Genomic DNA, 17,311 nt, shown 5'->3' with positions numbered 1-17,311 from the left:
TTATCCTTTTATCTTAAAAACACGCAGTTTTGCGCTCTTGCTTCGTGAGTTTTGTGCCAGCTCACTTTGGCTTGCTGTTAGTGGCTTTTTGGTTAAAATTTCACCCAGTTCGTGGTTGTTTCCGCACTCACATCGGTAGATGCCAGGCGGACAGATACAGCTGTTTGCCCACTTTTTGAAGCGCTCTTTTACGATCCTATCTTCAAGTGAGTGAAATGTTATGATCGCCACCAAGCAATCTTTAAAACCACCCTTTTCTATACTATCAAGCAAATTTGTTAGCTCATCTAGCTCGCCATTTACCTCTATCCTAATCGCCTGAAAGGCAAGGATCGCAGGGCTAACACCGCGCCCTTTTATCTGAGCTGTGCCTATTATGTTTGCAAGCTCTTTTGCGCTCGTTATCTCGCCTAAATTTCTAGCATTTATTATCTTATTTGCAACCCCAGCGGCATTTTTTAGCTCACCGTAATCCCTAAAAATCCTAACTAACTCATCAAACGAGTAGCCATTTACCACATCATAGGCGCTAAAACATCGCTCTTTATCCATACGCATATCAAGCGTGTTTGAGCCGATACTAAAGCCCCTATCATCTTTATCTATCTGTAAAGAGCTAACGCCAATATCAGCTAAAATTCCTCTAACGTTTGAAATTTCATCGCTGCTAAGTTTGTTAATAAGCTCAGAGAAATTGCTCTTATAAATTTTCACTCTGCTGCCAAATGGCTCAAGTTTTTTGAGCGAGAAATTTATAGCCTCGCTGTCTCTATCGCAAGCAATCAAATTTAAATTTTCATTTTGAGACAAAATAGCACTAGAATGTCCAGCATATCCAAGCGTGCAATCTATAAAATTTCCACTCAGGTCTTTAAAAAAAGATAGAACTTCGTCAAGTAAAACGCTAATATGCGGACTTTGCAACACTGCCTCTTTAATGAAATTAGTGTAAAAATTTATCGAAATTTTACTTAAAAAGCTATCATTACATAAAATTTTACACAAATTTTAAGATAGCTTAAATATAATCACCCAAACATAGGAGAAAAAATGGACTTATTGCACTCAACAAATGAGATAAAAAAGATATCTCTTTCGATGTTTAGAAAGAATTTTTTTGGTGTTTTTCATGGTTCTATCTCAGCAAGGGTAGAAAAAAATCAATTTATCATCAACAAGCAAAGTGCCATTTTTGACGACTTGCAAGATAGTGATCTAACGCTTCTTTCATCTAAAAAAGACTACCGCTGGAATGATGCGAGCTTAGATGCTGATATACACTTAAATATCTACAAAAACATAAATGAAGCAAAATTTGTCTGCTACGCCATGCCTCCATACGTGACAGCTTATGCAATGAAACATGAAAAGATCGCACCAAAAGACTATTTTGGATGCATGAGGTTTAATGAAATTTTAGTCTATGATCCAAAGCAGTTTGACGACTGGTATGAGCGTGCTGAGACAGAAATTTATAGAGCGATGATAGAGAAAAATACTAACGTTGTCGTGATCAAAGGATACGGCGTTTACGCGTATAGCAGGAGCCCTCAACTACTTGCAAAAGATATAGCTTTGTTAGAAAACAGCTGCAAACTGCTTCATTTTACTGGTGATTACAGCGATTTTAGCATTTAAATTTTTGCTAACAAAGATAAAAAATGTTAGTAAAAATTTAGCAAGAAACGTTTTTATAAAGCCCCATTTTAAGCTTATTTAAGCCAAATTTCTATAAAATATCGCACAAGCTTTGTTAGTATTTTAAAGGAAGAACTTAATGTTATCTTGGATGCAAAAACATAAAAAATACCTAGTCGTGACAATTTGGGTAAGCACGATAGCTTTTGTCGGTGCTGGTTTTGTCGGCTGGGGCGCATACGATCTAAACAGCAACAGAGCTACTTCGGTAGCCAAAGTAGGACATAGAAATATAAGCGTTCAAGAGTTGCAACAAAAATATGATAGGTTGTATCAGTACTACAACAATGTATTTGAAGGCAAATTAACTCAAGAAAAAGCTGAAGAGTTAGGTTTAGAAAATGCTGCACTTCAAGCTGCTATTCAAGAAAATTTACTATTAAATTTTGCAGACGACATCGGTCTAAGCGTTAATAAAGACGATGTTTTAAAGTATATAATCGTCGATCCAACATTTCAAAAAGACGGCGTTTTTGACAAAAATTTATACTACGACGTGCTAAGAAGAGCCAGGATAAACCCAACTGATTTTGAAGACAATCTAAAACTAACTATCTTACTAGATAAACTTAGAACTATTTTAAATTTACCTGCTAGCAAAGAAGATATTGCCATGATGGAAGCTAGCTTTTTCATGCAAGATAAATTAGCTGTGCAAGTAGTAAATGCTGATCAAAACGATATCAAAGTAGATGAGAAAGAACTAAAAGATCTTTGGGAGATAAATAAAAATAACTATATGACAAAGACACTTTATGGCATAGATACATACTTTGTCGAGTCAGAAAAAAGTGACGCAAACGAAAGTGTTTTAAAATCTTACTATAACGAGAACCAAGATAAATATAAGGGTTCTGATGACAAGATAAAACCTTTTAGCGAGGTAAAAGCTGAAGTCAATAAAGACTACAACATAGAGCAAAGCAAAACTAACGCTTTAGAAAAGTATGTCGCTGTTAAAAAAGCTGAACTTGCAACTAATGGTTTTATAAGTGTAAATGAAGACAACGCTACTTTTTCACTTGATGAGATAAAGGGTGCAAAAGTTGGCGAAGTGATAAAACCATTTATCTATAAAGATGGCTATTTAATAGCTAGAATAAAAAGCATAACTCCTCCACAACATATGAGCTTTGAACAAGCAAGAGCCAATGTACTTGAAATTTATAAAAGTAAAAAAGAAAAAGAAATTTTAACAGCAAAAGCAAAAGAGACTCTACAAAACTTCAAAGGCACAGATGTTGGCTTTGTTAGCAGAGAGGTAAATGGCTCTATTGCGGGCTTAAATGAGAGCGATACAAGAGCTTTTGTATCTCAACTTTTTGACACTAACAACACAAAAGGTTATGTTATATTAGATGACAAAGCCGTAGTGTACGATATTTTGGAACAAAGATTGCTTACTAACAATATAAATAACAACTATAAGCAAATAACACAACAAAATGTTGCAATGCTTAAAAACAACGAGTTGATAAAAGATTTAACAAACAAACTTCTAAAATATTATGAAGTTAAAGAATATGTCAAAAGGTAAAATATTTTGAGTACTAGAATTTTAGGCATAGATGTCGGATCATTTCAAATTTGCGCCGTTATAGCAGAGCAAAATGATGATGGCATAAAAATAATAGGAATAGGCACAGAAAAAGCACAAGGTATAAAAAAAGGTGCTATAAACAACATTGAACTAGCTGCAAAATCTATAAAAAATGCACTCATAGAAGCGCAAAAAGTTGCGGGCACACACTACGAAAGAGTAGTAGTTTCGATATCTGGCAAATATACTAAAAGCGTAAATAGTAGTGGCGTAGTAAATATACCAAATCATGAGATAGGCATAAAAGAGATAGAGCGTGCTATGCAGATGGCAGATCACAATGCCGAGACTTCCCCAGAATATGAAAAACTTCATGTCTTACCATATAACTTTAAAGTGGATGGACAAGAATTTATAGAAGATCCTATTGGCATGAATGGCACTAGACTTGAAGTGCAAACACATATCATAAGTATCCAAAAATCACAACTAAGCAATCTAAGAAAGGCTGTAAATTTAGCAGGCGTGCAGGTTGATAATGTAGTTCTTTCTGGTTACGCTTCAGCCATAGCAACACTAACAAAAGATGAAAAAGAACTTGGTGTTGCACTTATAGATATGGGCGGCGAGACATGTAATATGGTAGTGCACGCTGGAAATTCACTAAGATATAACTCATATCTACACGTTGGCTCTGCAAATATAACTATAGATCTTTCAATGGCGCTTCATACTCCTTTGCCAAAAGCTGAAGAGATAAAACTAGAATATGGCAAACTGGTAAATAAATCAGTTGATCTTATCGAGCTTCCAAGACTTGGCGATGAGCAAAAAACTCACGAAGTTTCACTTGATGTTATATCAAATGTCATCTCAGCTAGAGCAGAAGAGACTGTGATGGTGCTTGCAAATATGCTTGAAGATAGTGGATATAAAGATCTTGTTGGTGCTGGCATAGTACTAACTGGCGGCATGACAAAGCTTGATGGGTTAAAAGACCTAGCTTCTGCGATATTTGACAACATGCCAGTCAGGATCGCTAGGCCAAAAGAGATGGATGGTTTATATGAGATTTTAAGAGATCCAGCAAATTCTTGTGCGATAGGACTTTGCATGTATGGCGCTGGCGAATTTACACCTTATGAGATAGACTCAGAAAAAAAGATGAGATATAAAGGTGAGTTAAGATCAAAGCCAAAAGCAAATTTCAATATTTTTGAAGAAGAGAAAAAAGAGAAATTTGAAGTAAAAAAACAGGATAAAGATGATTTTGAAGAGGGCATTGAGCTTGTAAATATGGATATAAATTTAGAGCAAACAAACAACAAAAACGAGCTTGCAAATATCGCTGATATAAGCAAGCAAGAAAAAAAACCAAGTGCTTTAAAGAAATTTTGGCACAGCATGACACAACTATTTTGAGGAGAATTTTTACAATGAGCAACAGTTTCACAATCGAAGAGAACAAGAGCCTATATAGCGCAAAGATAAAGGTAGTAGGCGTAGGTGGTGGCGGTGGTAATATGATAAACCACATCATAAGAGAGAATCCAAATTTAGACATCGATCTAATGATAGCAAATACAGATGCTAAGGCACTTGACAATTCTCCTGCACACACAAAGATACAGCTTGGTGAGAAAAAGACAAAAGGTCTTGGCGCTGGTATGAGACCAGAAGTTGGCAAAGAAGCTGCACAAGAGAGCTACGAAGAGATAAAAAGTGCTCTTGAGACTTCTGATGTTGTGTTTATCGCTTCTGGTCTTGGCGGTGGTACAGGTACAGGCGCTGCTCCAGTTGTTGCACAAGCTGCAAAAGAGATAGGTGCGCTAACAGTTGCTGTTGTGACTATGCCTTTTTCATTTGAGGGTAAAAAGCGCAGCAAACTAGCTGATATCGGTCTAAGCGAGCTTAGAAAAGAGAGCGACTCTATCGTTATCATACCAAACGACAGACTTTTAACTTTGATAGATAAAAAATCAGGCATCAAAGAGAGCTTTAAAATGGTTGATGAAGTGCTTGCAAGAGCGGTAAATGGTATGTGCTCTATCGTGCTTGACTCTGGTGTCAGCGATATCAACCTCGACTTTGCTGACGTTAAAACAGTTATGAGCCACAGAGGTCATGCTTTGATGGGTGTTGGCGAGGCTTATGGCGAGGGCGCAGCTCAAGAAGCTATCAAAAATGCTATCCAATCACCACTACTTGATAACATGAATATAAACGGAGCACTTGGCGTTTTAGTTCATTTCAAAATGCATCCAAACTGCTCACTTGATGATCTTCATAGTGCGATGTCAATGATCGAAGAGGCATCTGATGATGATGCAGATGTGATCTTTGGTACAACAACTGATGAAAATATAGAAGACAATAAAGTCGAAGTTACTATTATTGCAACAGGTTTTAAAGGCGCTGAAAAAGAAAGCGAAGAAAAAAAAATAGCCCAAGAGCCTGAAAACGATCTTTTAAATAAAAATATCGTTTTAAAAAGAAGAGTAAGTGGTGGATATAACAGCGATGAGTACATCTCTCAACTAGATATCCCATCATATCTTCGTCATCAAATGGACTAAGTCCTAACTAAAAATTCTCCTGTTAAATTGCAAGTTTATCTTGCAATTTACCTTTTTATATATTCAAATTTTAACCATTATCTAGCAAACACCTAAAATTATATTCTATAACTCGCATTTTTTTAGTTTTTATTTGAATAAATTTATATGTAAATTTATTCAAAAATTTAAGCGCTCCAAAACAAATTTAACTACGCTTTTATGATTTTTTTAAAATTTAAAGTAGAAGCTTAAGAAGAAAAGCTAGAAATTTGTTAGCTAAGCTAAATTTCTAGCCAAATTTATTAATTCACTCCAAGTTGTGCTTTTACAAAGTCGCTTGCCATTTGGATATTCCACTCAGGCTCCCAAACTAGGTCGATCTCGCACTCTTTCACACCCTTCACACCAAGCACAGCCGTTTCAACCCAGCCAAGTATCATCTCATGAAGCGGGCATGACTTAGTTGAAAGCGTCATCGTCACCTTTGCTTTGCCATTTTCATCGCAGCTCGCATCATATATGAGCCCAAGCGAAACGATGTCAAAGCCAACCTCTGGATCGACGATATTTGACAAAGCATCATAAATTTTTTCTTTCATTTTTTATCCTTTAAAACCAGTAAATTTAAAAACGTTTATCATATTTATAGCAAGCAAAATGATGCTTAAAGCCATAAAAATCATACTTACATAGACTAAATTTCTTATCTCAAAGCTAACCGCCAAAGGGTAGCACACAAGCGAAATGGCATTAAATACTATGGCAAAATAGGCCACCTTTTTTAGTATCATCGCATCGAGCAGCGGCATTTTTGCCTTGCCAACAAATGGCGCCACATAGTGATACCAGATGAGAAATGGCGCTATCTTATAAAGATGAGCCACGATAAAAGCAAACAAAAAGCCATATATCATAAAAAATGCAGCCAAATTTAGCTTTTCAAAAATCATAAATATAGCAGCACAAAGCAAGGCAAGCAGCGAAAGAGCGATATTTACATTCCAGTAGTCATACGCCTTTCTCACGCGCTTTTTCAAGATATAAAAGGCCTGTGCTATAAAGAGTAAAGCTGCCACAGCCACCGCAAAAATGGCTAAATTTTCATCGATTGCCAGCAAAACTCCAGCCAAAATGTAGCATGCAAGTGAAGCCTTACTAAGTGTAAATTTAAGATCATGTGCCAGCGCAAACATCGGCAAAAGCACGCTTGCAGCCCCAAGTATCACGAAAAATACAAAGCCAAGCACAAAATATACATGAAATTTTAACGTCATCATAAAATCAAGCATAAGTGTGCCGCCAAGTATCATCACTAGGCAAAATCCAAGCGTTATGCCAACTAGCAAAAATATCGCCGAGGCAAAGAGTGCAAAGGCAGCAAAGCTTCTTTTTTGATTATTTAAAAAGCTTAGCGCATAGGTCGAGCCAAAAAACACGAGCGAGAAAAATAGCAAAACTGCGCTGATTTGTAAAATTTTAGCCTCGCCAAATATCATCGCATAGCTCATGGCAAGCAGTGAAAAGCAAAAAATGGCTAAATTTATAATAGCCCCTTTGACCGTAAAAAATGGCTTTTCTAGTATGACCGAGGTTAGCTGATAGAGCGCTCCGATGATGATACTCATCACAAAGCCCACGAAAAATATATGCAAAAAGCCAGCCGTATTTAGCGAGCTAATCGCCTCAAAATCAGCGTAGAAAAAGGCCGGAACGCTAAGCGCTAAAAAGAAAATTCCAGTGATAAAGTAGCCGCCAACTAGCTTAAATGGCGGCGCATAGGTGTTTAAAAGCATCTTAGTGGCAAAGGCTCGTGTCTATGTTTTCTATACTTGCACCCTCTTTTAGGCTAAAAGTCATCTTCACAGCCCCGCCATCAAGGTCCTCGCGCTCCACATCAAAGCTCTTTTCTATCTTTGGGATGAGCCCAGCTGGAAATTTGTGATTTACCATCACGATATTTGTATCTTTATCAGCAAATTTTATCGCCAAAAGCGCGTTCATCATAGGCTCTGGCGGCACGCAAGGACGTGAGTCAAAACCAACAAAATTTACTCCATTTTCACTAAATTTATAAAATGGCACCGTCGCACCCTCTACGTTAAACTGCTCTGCATTTTTGAAAAATTCACTCATTTTTTCTCCTTTTGATTTTGGAGAATTATACTCTGATTAAACTTTTCAAACCATTGATTTGCTTCAACAAAAGCTACTTTACGTAGGGGATAAACTCCTCGTATCCAAGCCTAGCCATATCTTCAAGCGGTATAAATTTCAGGCTAGCTCCGTTTATGCAGTACCTTAGCCAGCCCTTGTCACTTGGCCCATCGTCAAATACATGCCCAAGGTGCGCATCGCTGTTTTGCGACTTCACCTCGACCCTTTTCATCATAAAAGAGTTGTCTTCTTTATACGTAAGCGCCGTTGTCGTGATAGGCTTTGTAAAGCTTGGCCAGCCACATCCTGCGTCAAATTTATCTGCGCTTGAAAAAAGCGGCTTGCCGCTTGTGATATCGACATAGATGCCCTTTTTGTCAAATTTATCATACTCGCTGCTAAATGGTCTCTCAGTCGCCGCCTCCTGCGTCACGGCATACTGCTCACTGCTTAAATTTCTCTTTAGCTCCTCTTTGCTAAGCGGCTTAAATTTAGCCTCATCATAAAGCGGTTTATTTGCCAAATTTAGGTCGATGTGGCAGTATCCAAAAGGGTTTTTATCAAGATAGTCTTGGTGATACTCCTCGGCAATGATAAAATTTTTAAGAGGTGCTACCTCAACCACGATCTTATCTTTAAATTTCTTTTGCTCGATCTTTATAAAGCTCTCAATAACTGGTAGATCGTCCTTGCTAACATAGTAAATCCCGCTTCTATACTGCCTGCCAACGTCATTGCCCTGTTTATTTAGCGAGGTCGGGTCGATCACCCTAAAAAAATGAGCCAAAATTTCAGCCAAAGCAACCCTGTTTTCATCAAATTTCACATAAAGCGTCTCGGCGTGATCGCTCTCATGAAGCTCGCGGTAGCTCGTGCTCTCGCTCTTGCCATTTGCGTAGCCCACTTTTGTATCTACCACGCCAAATATCTTTTTAAAATATCCCTGCATGCCCCAAAAACAGCCACCTGCTAAATAAATTTCTTTCAAATTTTGCCCTGCCATCGTCTGCTCCTTTAAAAACTCATCTTTTGCCATCAAATTTACACCCAAAAATACCGCCAAAACCAAGAGAAAATTTAATATCTTTTTCATGAGAGCTCCTTTTTTGAAGGATTATATAAAATTTAAAGTTATAAAGTGTGAAGTAAGGGGCAAAGCGCCCCTAAATTTTAGTGCAAGAAGTGTCTAACGCCAGTGAAATATAGCGACATGCCGTGCTCGTCAGCAGCCTCTATCACCTCATCATCTCTGATGCTGCCACCTGGCTCGATGACGCATTTTACGCCCACTTTGCTAGCGATGTCGATGCTATCTCTAAATGGGAAGAATGCCTCGCTTGCAAGCACGCAGCCATTTAGGTCGATCTTTAGCTCTTTTGCCTTTGCCACGGCCGCACGAGCAGCATCCACGCGGCTAGTCATACCCATGCCAATAGCCACCATAGCGCCATCTTTTACATAAACTACGCAGTTGCTCTTCGTTAGCGCAGCCACTTTCCACGCTATCTGAGCGTCTTTTAGCTCGCTGCCAGTTGCAAATTTCTTGCTCATTTGCTTCATATTTTCAAGCTCTTCGTCTTTTACAAAGTCTCTTTCTTGAAATACAAATCCACCATCGATGTGTTTAAAGTCAAATTTATCATTTGCACGTACTAAAAATTTATTATCCTGAGTGAAAATTTTGATGCGTTTTTTGCTCTCAAATACCTTAAGAGCGGCATCATCAACATTTGCAGCGATGATTACTTCAACGTAAATTTCATTTATCTTTTTAGCTAGCTCCTCATCAAGTGTGCCATTTATCGCGACCACGCCGCCGTATGCTGAGATCGGGTCACACTTAAGCGCTGCTACGTAGCTCTCTAGCAACGTATCTTTTACCGCAAAGCCGCAAGGGTTAGCGTGCTTGATGATAGCCACTGCTGGCGCGTCATCAAAGCTAGTTGCAAGCATTAGCGCGCCATTTATATCGGTCATGTTATTGAAGCTTGCCTCGCCTTTTAGCGCTCTAAAGTTGTTTGTGAAGAAATAATCAAACTCATAAAGCGCGCCTTTTTGGTGTGGATTTTCGCCATATCTAGTGTCAAAAACCTTGCTTCCCACGATAAATCTAGCATCACCAAAACCGCCATTAAATCTATCATTCATATAGTTTGCGATCATGCTGTCATAGGCTGCTGTATGCTCGAACGCCTTTATCATCAGCGATCTTCTAAACTCGTAATCATCGCTTTTTTCTTTTAGGCGCTTTAAAATTTCATCATAATCAAGCACGCTTGTGACTATAATCACGTCTTTAAAGTTTTTAGCAGCGCTTCTTACCATAGCTGGGCCGCCGATGTCGATATTTTCGATGATCTCGCCAAAGTCATCAGTTCTAATCGTAGTCTCTTTGAATGGATATAAATTTACGCAAACTAGGTCGATGCCCTCGATGCCATGCTCCTTTGCCTGAGCCACGTGCGTAGCGTCATCGCGTTTGTGCAAGATGCCACCATGGATCTTTGGATGAAGCGTCTTTACCCTGCCCTCAAACATCTCAGGTGACGCCGTAAATTCGCTAACCTCAGTAGCTTTGACGCCCTCAGCCTTTAAAAGTTTATAGGTGCCACCAGTTGAAAGTATCTGCCAGCCAAGCTCTTCTAGCCCCTTTGCAAACTCTACAATGCCCTCTTTATCGCTAACGCTAAGCAACGCTCTCATTTTTTCTCCTTTATTAAATTTTACTATCTACACTCTCTACTCAAAATATCTCTTATAAATTTTAGCTTATAAGAGGCATATAGCTTGATTATCTCTCCTCTAATCACTTTTGATTTTTCCTCGCCACCATTAGCATCTAAGAAACTTCTACTAACATACAATTCGTTAATTTTTTGCATTTTGGACTCTCTTTTGTCTAACGTGCCCTCAAAAGTGTATGAAAAAAGTATATCTTGTTTGTTATAAACACTTGCAAATCCACTAATATCTAAATTCTCTCCTGCCATATAAGAGTAACAAATACTATCGCCACTACCCGTTGTTGTGATAGTAGAAAATTCCGATCCTCGCTCAAACAGATATATAGTTGCCGACTTCACACCTTTTGTTTTATAAACATTGAAATTTACATAGGATTTGCCACTATTATCTCTAAGTAATACCTGTGTTGCCCGTGAGATATTAGTGTAGTCTCCGAGCAATTTTCCATCTTCATATAATTTACCTTTGTCGTCAAAACTATATTCGACAACCTTGTCTTTCGTCTTAAAATACATAGGCTTTGGCGGAGCAAAACACCCGCTTAATCCTATCGCTATCACAACCGCTAGCAAAATTTCTCTCATTTGTCTTCCTTTTTAAATTTACTTCTCCGCCAAACACATCGCTTTTTCAAGCACCAGTAGCCCCATGGCGGTATCTTTTTTGATATTTTCTTCTGTTAAGTTTTCAAGTTTTTCTAAATTTGCGCCACTTGTTTTTACAGCAAAGTCTCTCTTTTTGACTAAATTTTGAAACTCTCCGCCTGCGATATCCACGCTAAAAGCGTAGCTTGAAATTTGCCTACCGTTAAAGTAGCTAGAATTTAGCACGCTTAAATTTACTGGCTCATTTTTACTAAAAGCTTCACAAATCGGGCTTTTAGCGCTAAATTTCACCACCTTTATGCCGCCCTCATCTGAAAATATATACTCTTTAAACTCATTTAAATTTTTGGTTCTAACTGCCTTAAAATCAACCTCAACGCCACCACTACCAGCTAGGATGATGCTAGCAGCGCTTGTCTTATTGTATTCGCCGATCTTTTTGCCATTTTCATAAAGTGCGCTATCTTTTAGCTCAAATTTGATCTCATTTCCATTAAGATCGCTAACACTTAGCTCTCTGCAAAAGCCAGCCACAGCCAAAAGTAAAATCACAAATTTCTTCATCTAAACTCCAAATTTCTCTTTTAATCGCCCATAAGCCTCGTTTATCTCCTGAAGCTTCTTAGTCGAGCGCTCTATCACCTCTTTGCTCTCGCCCCTGCCCATCAAAATGTCAGGATGATACTGCCTCACAAGCTCTTTGTAGCGAGCCTTTACCTCTTCAAGGCTTGCATTTTTGCTAAGTCCTAAAACCTCAAACGCATCGTTTTTTTGGCTCATCTCATCATGGTCTGCACCAAACCTCGAGCCATAGAAGCTATCAAATTTAAAGATTATCTCATCAAGCGTCTCTTTGTCGATGCCAAATCCATAAGCGATATTTCTTATGACGTCTTGCTCGCTCTTGTTAAACTCACCGTCTATATAGGCTAAATTTAGAAAAAAAGTGAGCCTAGCCACGCAGGTATCGTAGTTTAGATTAAACGCGCGCTTGTAGTTCCTGGCGGTTTCATAGGCATTATCTACATTTTCTTTTTGGCTCTTATAAACCTCTTTTAGATACTCACGCACGCCGCTAACACCGCTAACTTTCTGACTTAGATCATCAAGCACCTGAGTGATCAGCCTAGCCTCTAGCTCGCTAACTCTGCCGTCACTTTTAGCGACTTTTGCAAGCAGTGATACTAGAAATTTAGCCTCATCTACATTTGCTTGCTTCTTGCGGTTACTACCTATTTGGACATTCATAAAGAGAAATATCGCACCGCCTAATATCAGTAAAAACAGGACTCCAGACATATTACCACAAGTGATAGATAGTATTTTTTATCTTGCCATTTACTAGCTCATTTTTGCGCCATGAGCTCTCGTCATTCATCACGTTCCAGCGACGCTCCTCAGGGCGATAAAACCAGTCTTTATCGATCTGATAGTAAATTTGCTTGCCGTTTGTCTCGATGATGTTTGCGATATTGTTATCATGATAGCTGTTCTCATCGTAGTCGGTAAAGGCGCGCTGTCCCATCTCCGAGTAAAGTAGCGTTAGCTCCTGAAGCATCTCGTTTAGATCATCGTCCATTTTCTTAACATGCAGACCGATCTCCTGCGCCTCACGAAAGAGTATCGGATACTCGTGCGCTGGGTAGTCTGCGTTTAGTCGCTCTGAAATTTCAACGATCTTTTTATCATCATCTATGTGATATCTAAGTAGCTCAGAGCAAATTTTAAGAGAGAGCGAACTAGCGCGATCAACCGCACCAAAAACTAGCGGATGGATATACTCATATAGCGAGTTATAGGGGTTTGTGTCGTTTGGTCTATCTTTGTCCTGCTCTTTCCAAAGCTTGACTACACGGCTAAGCTCGTCCATAGAGACACTAACAAGCTCATTGCCCTTATTTGTAGGGCTAAGTTCATGCTTGAGAGAAGTATCAACTGGCGTTAGATAGGCAAGCGGACCCATGACGATCTCGTTTGCGCCAAGCGCCATCATCGTAGCAGCTGAAGCGCAGTTTGATGGGATCAGCGCTATTAAATTTTTGCAGTAGTTTCTAAGCGTGCTAATGATCCTAAGTGCGGCTATACCGCTTCCGCCATCACTTTTTATGAAAAGATAGGCAGTATCTATCTTTTTACCCTTTAAAATTTCATACATCGCGCTTGCGTCGTTACCGCATACGCTGCCGGCATTTGAGTTGTAGTAGGTGATCAAAGTGGCGTTTAGTCTCTTTTCGATCGCACTTATCAAGTCTTGTGTCTGACTAAACAGCACTGGCGGTTTTGCCACGCCCTTTTTCTCGTTTTGCTCTACTTCCTTTTCCCCACTTGCTTTTTCCTTTTTAGAAAACATCTCTTAGTCCTCCTTTTTTACGATTTTCGCAAACTCATTTAGATAAATTTCTCTTACGTCCTCTAAGTTCTCATCTATCTCATTTAGCTTAAATCTCTTGCCTCCGCTAACGCCGATCTTTCCAAATTTCACACCAAATTTAGTCACAAGTGCTTCAAATTTAGCCTCGTCTTTCACGCCCACAACCGCTCTTGAAAAGCTCTCGTCAAAGATGAAATTTGGCTCTTTAAATTTAACTTCACATTTTACGCCGATGTTTGAGATGCTAGCCATTTTTGCCAGCGTGATAGCAAGACCGCCTACGCCTACACTATTTGCAAACTCTAAAATTTGCTCTTTATTTGCCTCTATCACTAAGTCCCAAAGGGCTCTCTCAGCTTTATAATCAACCTCCTTTAACTTGCCGCCAACCACGTTAAATAGTGCCTTTGCGTAAAGCGAAGCTGCAAATTTACCGCTTGTCTCGCCAAGTAGATATATCGCCCTGCCCTCGCTTAAAAATGTGCTTTTTAGGTTTAAATTTGCGTCCTCATTTACACCAACTGTGACGATGGCTGGCGTTGGATAGACGCTAACGCCGTCAGTGTCGTTATAAAGGCTCACATTACCGCTCACAACTGGCGTATTTAGCTCACGGCAAGCCTCTTTTATGCCTTCACATCCCTCTTTGAACTGCCACATAACCTCTGGATTTTGCGGATTGCCGTAGTTTAGGCAGTCGGTGATCGCAAGTGGCACAGCGCCACTCATCGCGACCTTTCTACCAGCTGCAGCGACAGCTCTTGCAGCGCCAATTTTTGGATCAACAAAATTTGCTCTAGGATCGCACTGCGCAGCCATAGAGACGGCCTTTTTAGTGCCTTTTACTCTAATGCTTGCAGCGCCTAAGTGACCTGGCTGTTTTATCGTATTTGTCTGGATATTTGCGTCGTATTGATCGTAGATGAAGCTTTTATTTAGCACCTCTGGCTCTTTTAAAAGCTTGAAAAATGCAGTTTTGTTATCAACATTATTTGGGATTTTTAAATTTACTATCTCATCAAGGTATTTTGGACGTGCGACTGGACGATCAAGCACCGGAGCTGCCTCGCTAAGTGGTCCAATAGGGATTTCGCCTGCAAGCTCACCGTGCCAGTAAAGCTGCATCACGCCGCTACTTGTGACCTCGCCTATGATCTCAGCGTCAAGGTCCCACTTTCTAAAAATTTCAAGCACCTTTTGCTCATAGCCTTTTTTAGCGCATATTAGCATACGCTCTTGAGACTCGCTTAGCATTAGTTCATAAGGCGTCATGCCAACTTCGCGCATCGGTACGCGCTCTAAATACATCTTCATGCCGCTGCCACTTCTGCCTGCCATCTCAAAGCTAGAGCTTGTAAGTCCTGCTGCGCCCATATCTTGGATGCCGATGATGTAGTCTTTTTTAAAGAGCTCCAAGCACGCCTCCATGAGCAATTTCTCGGCAAATGGGTCGCCTACTTGCACCGTTGGGCGAAGTGATTTATTTTCATCGTTAAAGCTATCGCTCGCCATCACAGCGCCACCAAGTCCGTCTCTGCCGGTCTTTGAGCCCACGTAAATAACTGGATTGCCCACGCCTTCAGCCTTGCCGTAGAAAATTTCATCACTTTTGCAAAGTCCAAGCGCGAAAGCGTTGATTAGGATATTGCCATTAAAGCTAGGATCAAATGTAGTTTCGCCGCCGATCGTTGGGATGCCCATGCAGTTGCCATAGTGTCCGATACCAGCCACACTTCCTTTTAACAGATATCTATGCTTTTTAGCTAGCTCGCTCTCGCCTCTTATCTCGCCAAAACGAAGCGAGTTCATATTCGCAACGACTCTTGCGCCCATCGTAAAGACGTCTCTTAAAATTCCACCAACGCCAGTTGCAGCGCCCTGAAACGGCTCGATAAAGCTTGGATGGTTGTGACTCTCCATCTTAAACACAGCTGCAACCCCGTCGCCAACGTCGATGACGCCAGCATTTTCGCCAGGTCCTTGAATGACCCAAGGTGCCTTTGTCGGAAAGCCGTTTAGGTATTTTTTGCTTGATTTGTAGCTGCAGTGCTCGCTCCACATAGCCGAAAATATGCCAAGCTCTAGCAAATTTGGCTCACGTCCTAAAATTTTTAAGATCTCTTCATACTCTTCGTCGCTGATTTTATGTGCTTGTATGGTAGCTTTATCCATTGATGTAACCTTTTAAGAATTTTAAGCTATTTTACAACCTTGCTTATAAAAAGTTACTAAAAAGCCTTTTGAAATTTACTAAAACAAAGCACATTTGAGAGAATTTCACCTTGTCTCACGAGGTCACTTTCGATAAATGTTTTGTAAAAATTTTGCGTTAGCGTCTCAGCCTTAATCTTCTCTTCATCTTCGCTTGAAAGGTTGAAATAATACCTCGTCTCTCTTAGAAAAAAGCCTTGATCATTAGATATATCTGAGCTTAATATCACTGTAAAAAAGCCATTTTTTAAAGGGTGATTTGTCACACTTTTTACTTTTATCGCCTCTTTACCGCCTGCAAAAGCTTCGCAAACCGGCACGCTTTTTGTGCTATAAACCACGCTTTTGATAGCTCCATTTAAAATTTCATAAAATTTGATATTTTTTGCATTTACGAGCTCCTCTATGTCACTAGCATTTGACAAGATGAGCTCATGGTTAGTGCTTAAATTTTTAACAAGCACCATTTTGTCTGCCGCGCTGCCTTGCATGAGATCACCAAGAGTGCTAAATCCTGCATTTGCGCTGACTGCTTTTATCTCAGCCGTGCCGACAATGTTTGCAAATTTATTAAAATCATCTAGGCTGTTTTGAAGCTTATAGAATTTCATCTCATGCAAGGTTTCGTTATTTTCAAGGTAGAGTAAATTTGACTTTTCGCTTGGCGCTAAAATTTGCTTGCCAGCGCACCCTGCAAATAATATAACAGCAGCTAAAAATAGAAATTTTGTCCTCATTTTCCCCACACAAGATAGATATAAATTTAAATGCCCTCTAGCGTAAATGGCTAGAGAGTGGTAGAAATATTTTACGCTTTGAAAACTTTTTCAAGATGCGTCTCATACTCTTTTAGATATCTTGGTACGTCTGGCATCTTGATAACATCGCAGCAGATAAAGTGCGGAAGCGACTTTAAGCCCATAAATTCATTTGCCTTTCTAAAATGAAAATAAACTCCATCAACGCCGCGCGCCTCAAAAAATTCGTTTGGATCGCTAAATGCCTCAGCTGGAGCATTCCAAGTAAGGCTTAGCATAAATTTCTTGCCATTTAACAAGCCGCCTTTGCCATAGTTTTTAGTTGGATCAACCCTATGCCTGCCATCACTCGTATAAAGCTTGCCGTGTCCTGCGGTAAAAACCTCGTCGATATATTTTTTCACTATCCAAGGCTCGCCCATCCACCAAGCTGGCATCTGCCAAACTACCGCATCCATCCAGAGAAATTTCTCAACTTCAGCCTCGATGTCATAGCCTTGATCTATCACGGTTTGCTTTACCTCGTGACCCATTTTTGCTAGTTTTTCATACGCAAGATCATGAAGTGTTTGATTGAGCCTGCCATCTGAATGGCCAAATTTTTTGCCACCATTTATAAGTAAAATTTTCATATTCTCTCCTTTAAAAAGTACAAATTTTAACCAAAAAAG

The 17,311-nt window shown here is 39.6% G+C and carries 17 protein-coding genes; 4 read left to right on the top strand and 13 right to left on the bottom strand.

The features are described 5' to 3' along the window. The gene (gene rsmH / locus MTT09_RS04675) at nt 1-924 is read right to left on the bottom strand and encodes a 16S rRNA (cytosine(1402)-N(4))-methyltransferase RsmH (RefSeq protein WP_429802844.1); all 924 of its coding nucleotides are present in this window, start codon (nt 922-924) and stop codon (nt 1-3) included. 126 nt (nt 925-1,050) lie between these two features. On the opposite strand from rsmH, the gene MTT09_RS04670 reads away from it, so the two are divergent. The 4 genes from MTT09_RS04670 (at nt 1,051) to ftsZ (ending at nt 5,814) form a co-directional block, all read left to right on the top strand. Continuing rightward, entirely contained in the window at nt 1,051-1,638 is a 588-nt protein-coding gene (locus MTT09_RS04670; protein ID WP_002940326.1) for a class II aldolase and adducin N-terminal domain-containing protein, read from the top strand. A gap of 139 nt (nt 1,639-1,777) precedes the next feature. Next, nucleotides 1,778-3,235: a SurA N-terminal domain-containing protein gene (locus MTT09_RS04665; protein ID WP_429802842.1), complete on the top strand. Its 1,458-nt coding sequence runs from the start codon at nt 1,778-1,780 to the stop codon at nt 3,233-3,235. Between the two features lie 6 nt (nt 3,236-3,241). Beyond that, nucleotides 3,242-4,660: a cell division protein FtsA gene (ftsA, locus tag MTT09_RS04660; protein ID WP_021086906.1), complete on the top strand. Its 1,419-nt coding sequence runs from the start codon at nt 3,242-3,244 to the stop codon at nt 4,658-4,660. A gap of 14 nt (nt 4,661-4,674) precedes the next feature. Beyond that, nucleotides 4,675-5,814: a cell division protein FtsZ gene (ftsZ, locus tag MTT09_RS04655; RefSeq protein ID WP_012001610.1), complete on the top strand. Its 1,140-nt coding sequence runs from the start codon at nt 4,675-4,677 to the stop codon at nt 5,812-5,814. Between the two features lie 284 nt (nt 5,815-6,098). Here ftsZ and MTT09_RS04650 read toward each other — a convergent pair whose 3' ends face one another. The 12 genes from MTT09_RS04650 to MTT09_RS04595 all read right to left on the bottom strand — a co-directional run bounded on the left by MTT09_RS04650 (nt 6,099) and on the right by MTT09_RS04595 (nt 17,272). Continuing rightward, on the bottom strand, nt 6,099-6,395 hold the full coding sequence (locus tag MTT09_RS04650) for a metal-sulfur cluster assembly factor (RefSeq protein ID WP_429802839.1): 297 nt from the start codon (nt 6,393-6,395) through the stop codon (nt 6,099-6,101). Nucleotides 6,396-6,398: 3 nt separating this feature from the next. Then, on the bottom strand, nt 6,399-7,589 hold the full coding sequence (locus tag MTT09_RS04645; protein ID WP_429802837.1) for a peptidase M50: 1,191 nt from the start codon (nt 7,587-7,589) through the stop codon (nt 6,399-6,401). Between the two features lies 1 nt (nt 7,590). After that, entirely contained in the window at nt 7,591-7,929 is a 339-nt protein-coding gene (locus MTT09_RS04640) for a hypothetical protein (RefSeq protein ID WP_149723220.1), read from the bottom strand. Between the two features lie 73 nt (nt 7,930-8,002). Then, nucleotides 8,003-9,043 (bottom strand): peptide-methionine (R)-S-oxide reductase MsrB, encoded by a 1,041-nt coding sequence (gene msrB / locus MTT09_RS04635; protein WP_429802834.1) that lies wholly within the window; start codon nt 9,041-9,043, stop codon nt 8,003-8,005. A gap of 77 nt (nt 9,044-9,120) precedes the next feature. Beyond that, nucleotides 9,121-10,653 (bottom strand): bifunctional phosphoribosylaminoimidazolecarboxamide formyltransferase/IMP cyclohydrolase, encoded by a 1,533-nt coding sequence (gene purH, locus MTT09_RS04630; RefSeq protein ID WP_429802832.1) that lies wholly within the window; start codon nt 10,651-10,653, stop codon nt 9,121-9,123. Between the two features lie 23 nt (nt 10,654-10,676). Next, nucleotides 10,677-11,279, bottom strand: a complete 603-nt coding sequence (locus MTT09_RS04625) for a hypothetical protein (protein ID WP_429802830.1) — start codon at nt 11,277-11,279, stop codon at nt 10,677-10,679. 18 nt (nt 11,280-11,297) lie between these two features. Further along, nucleotides 11,298-11,864 (bottom strand): hypothetical protein, encoded by a 567-nt coding sequence (locus MTT09_RS04620; RefSeq protein WP_429802828.1) that lies wholly within the window; start codon nt 11,862-11,864, stop codon nt 11,298-11,300. Beyond that, the gene (locus MTT09_RS04615) at nt 11,865-12,599 is read right to left on the bottom strand and encodes a TerB family tellurite resistance protein (RefSeq protein WP_429802826.1); all 735 of its coding nucleotides are present in this window, start codon (nt 12,597-12,599) and stop codon (nt 11,865-11,867) included. 1 nt (nt 12,600) lies between these two features. After that, a complete protein-coding gene (locus tag MTT09_RS04610; protein ID WP_429802824.1) occupies nt 12,601-13,650 on the bottom strand; it encodes an SDH family Clp fold serine proteinase in 1,050 nt (349 codons plus the stop codon). Between the two features lie 3 nt (nt 13,651-13,653). Further along, complete coding sequence (gene purL, locus MTT09_RS04605) at nt 13,654-15,843, bottom strand: phosphoribosylformylglycinamidine synthase subunit PurL (protein WP_429802822.1); 2,190 nt, start codon at nt 15,841-15,843, stop codon at nt 13,654-13,656. Between the two features lie 56 nt (nt 15,844-15,899). Next, nucleotides 15,900-16,619 carry a hypothetical protein gene (locus MTT09_RS04600; RefSeq protein ID WP_429802820.1) on the bottom strand — a complete coding sequence of 240 codons (720 nt, stop codon included), beginning with the start codon at nt 16,617-16,619 and terminating at the stop codon, nt 15,900-15,902. Between the two features lie 71 nt (nt 16,620-16,690). Then, entirely contained in the window at nt 16,691-17,272 is a 582-nt protein-coding gene (locus MTT09_RS04595; RefSeq protein ID WP_429802818.1) for an NAD(P)H-dependent oxidoreductase, read from the bottom strand. Nucleotides 17,273-17,311: the final 39 nt, after the last annotated feature.

Source organism: Campylobacter concisus, assembly GCF_050447505.1.
Taxonomy (GTDB): Bacteria; Campylobacterota; Campylobacteria; order Campylobacterales; family Campylobacteraceae; genus Campylobacter_A; species Campylobacter_A concisus_BP.
Note: the sequence above shows the minus strand (reverse complement) of the source record. Positions and strands in the feature narration are given on the sequence as shown.

Bases quoted from the DNA above. Each gene is read 5' to 3' on its own strand.
- msrB (WP_429802834.1), bottom strand. From the start codon at position 9,043: ATGAAAAAGATATTAAATTTTCTCTTGGTTTTGGCGGTATTTTTGGGT.
- MTT09_RS04615 (WP_429802826.1), bottom strand. From the start codon at position 12,599: ATGTCTGGAGTCCTGTTTTTACTGATATTAGGCGGTGCGATATTTCTC.
- MTT09_RS04665 (WP_429802842.1), top strand. From the start codon at position 1,778: ATGTTATCTTGGATGCAAAAACATAAAAAATACCTAGTCGTGACAATT.
- MTT09_RS04595 (WP_429802818.1), bottom strand. From the start codon at position 17,272: ATGAAAATTTTACTTATAAATGGTGGCAAAAAATTTGGCCATTCAGAT.
- MTT09_RS04620 (WP_429802828.1), bottom strand. From the start codon at position 11,864: ATGAAGAAATTTGTGATTTTACTTTTGGCTGTGGCTGGCTTTTGCAGA.
- MTT09_RS04650 (WP_429802839.1), bottom strand. From the start codon at position 6,395: ATGAAAGAAAAAATTTATGATGCTTTGTCAAATATCGTCGATCCAGAG.
- MTT09_RS04625 (WP_429802830.1), bottom strand. From the start codon at position 11,279: ATGAGAGAAATTTTGCTAGCGGTTGTGATAGCGATAGGATTAAGCGGG.
- MTT09_RS04670 (WP_002940326.1), top strand. From the start codon at position 1,051: ATGGACTTATTGCACTCAACAAATGAGATAAAAAAGATATCTCTTTCG.
- MTT09_RS04600 (WP_429802820.1), bottom strand. From the start codon at position 16,619: ATGAGGACAAAATTTCTATTTTTAGCTGCTGTTATATTATTTGCAGGG.
- MTT09_RS04645 (WP_429802837.1), bottom strand. From the start codon at position 7,589: ATGCTTTTAAACACCTATGCGCCGCCATTTAAGCTAGTTGGCGGCTAC.
- MTT09_RS04640 (WP_149723220.1), bottom strand. From the start codon at position 7,929: ATGAGTGAATTTTTCAAAAATGCAGAGCAGTTTAACGTAGAGGGTGCG.
- ftsZ (WP_012001610.1), top strand. From the start codon at position 4,675: ATGAGCAACAGTTTCACAATCGAAGAGAACAAGAGCCTATATAGCGCA.
- purL (WP_429802822.1), bottom strand. From the start codon at position 15,843: ATGGATAAAGCTACCATACAAGCACATAAAATCAGCGACGAAGAGTAT.
- purH (WP_429802832.1), bottom strand. From the start codon at position 10,653: ATGAGAGCGTTGCTTAGCGTTAGCGATAAAGAGGGCATTGTAGAGTTT.
- MTT09_RS04610 (WP_429802824.1), bottom strand. From the start codon at position 13,650: ATGTTTTCTAAAAAGGAAAAAGCAAGTGGGGAAAAGGAAGTAGAGCAA.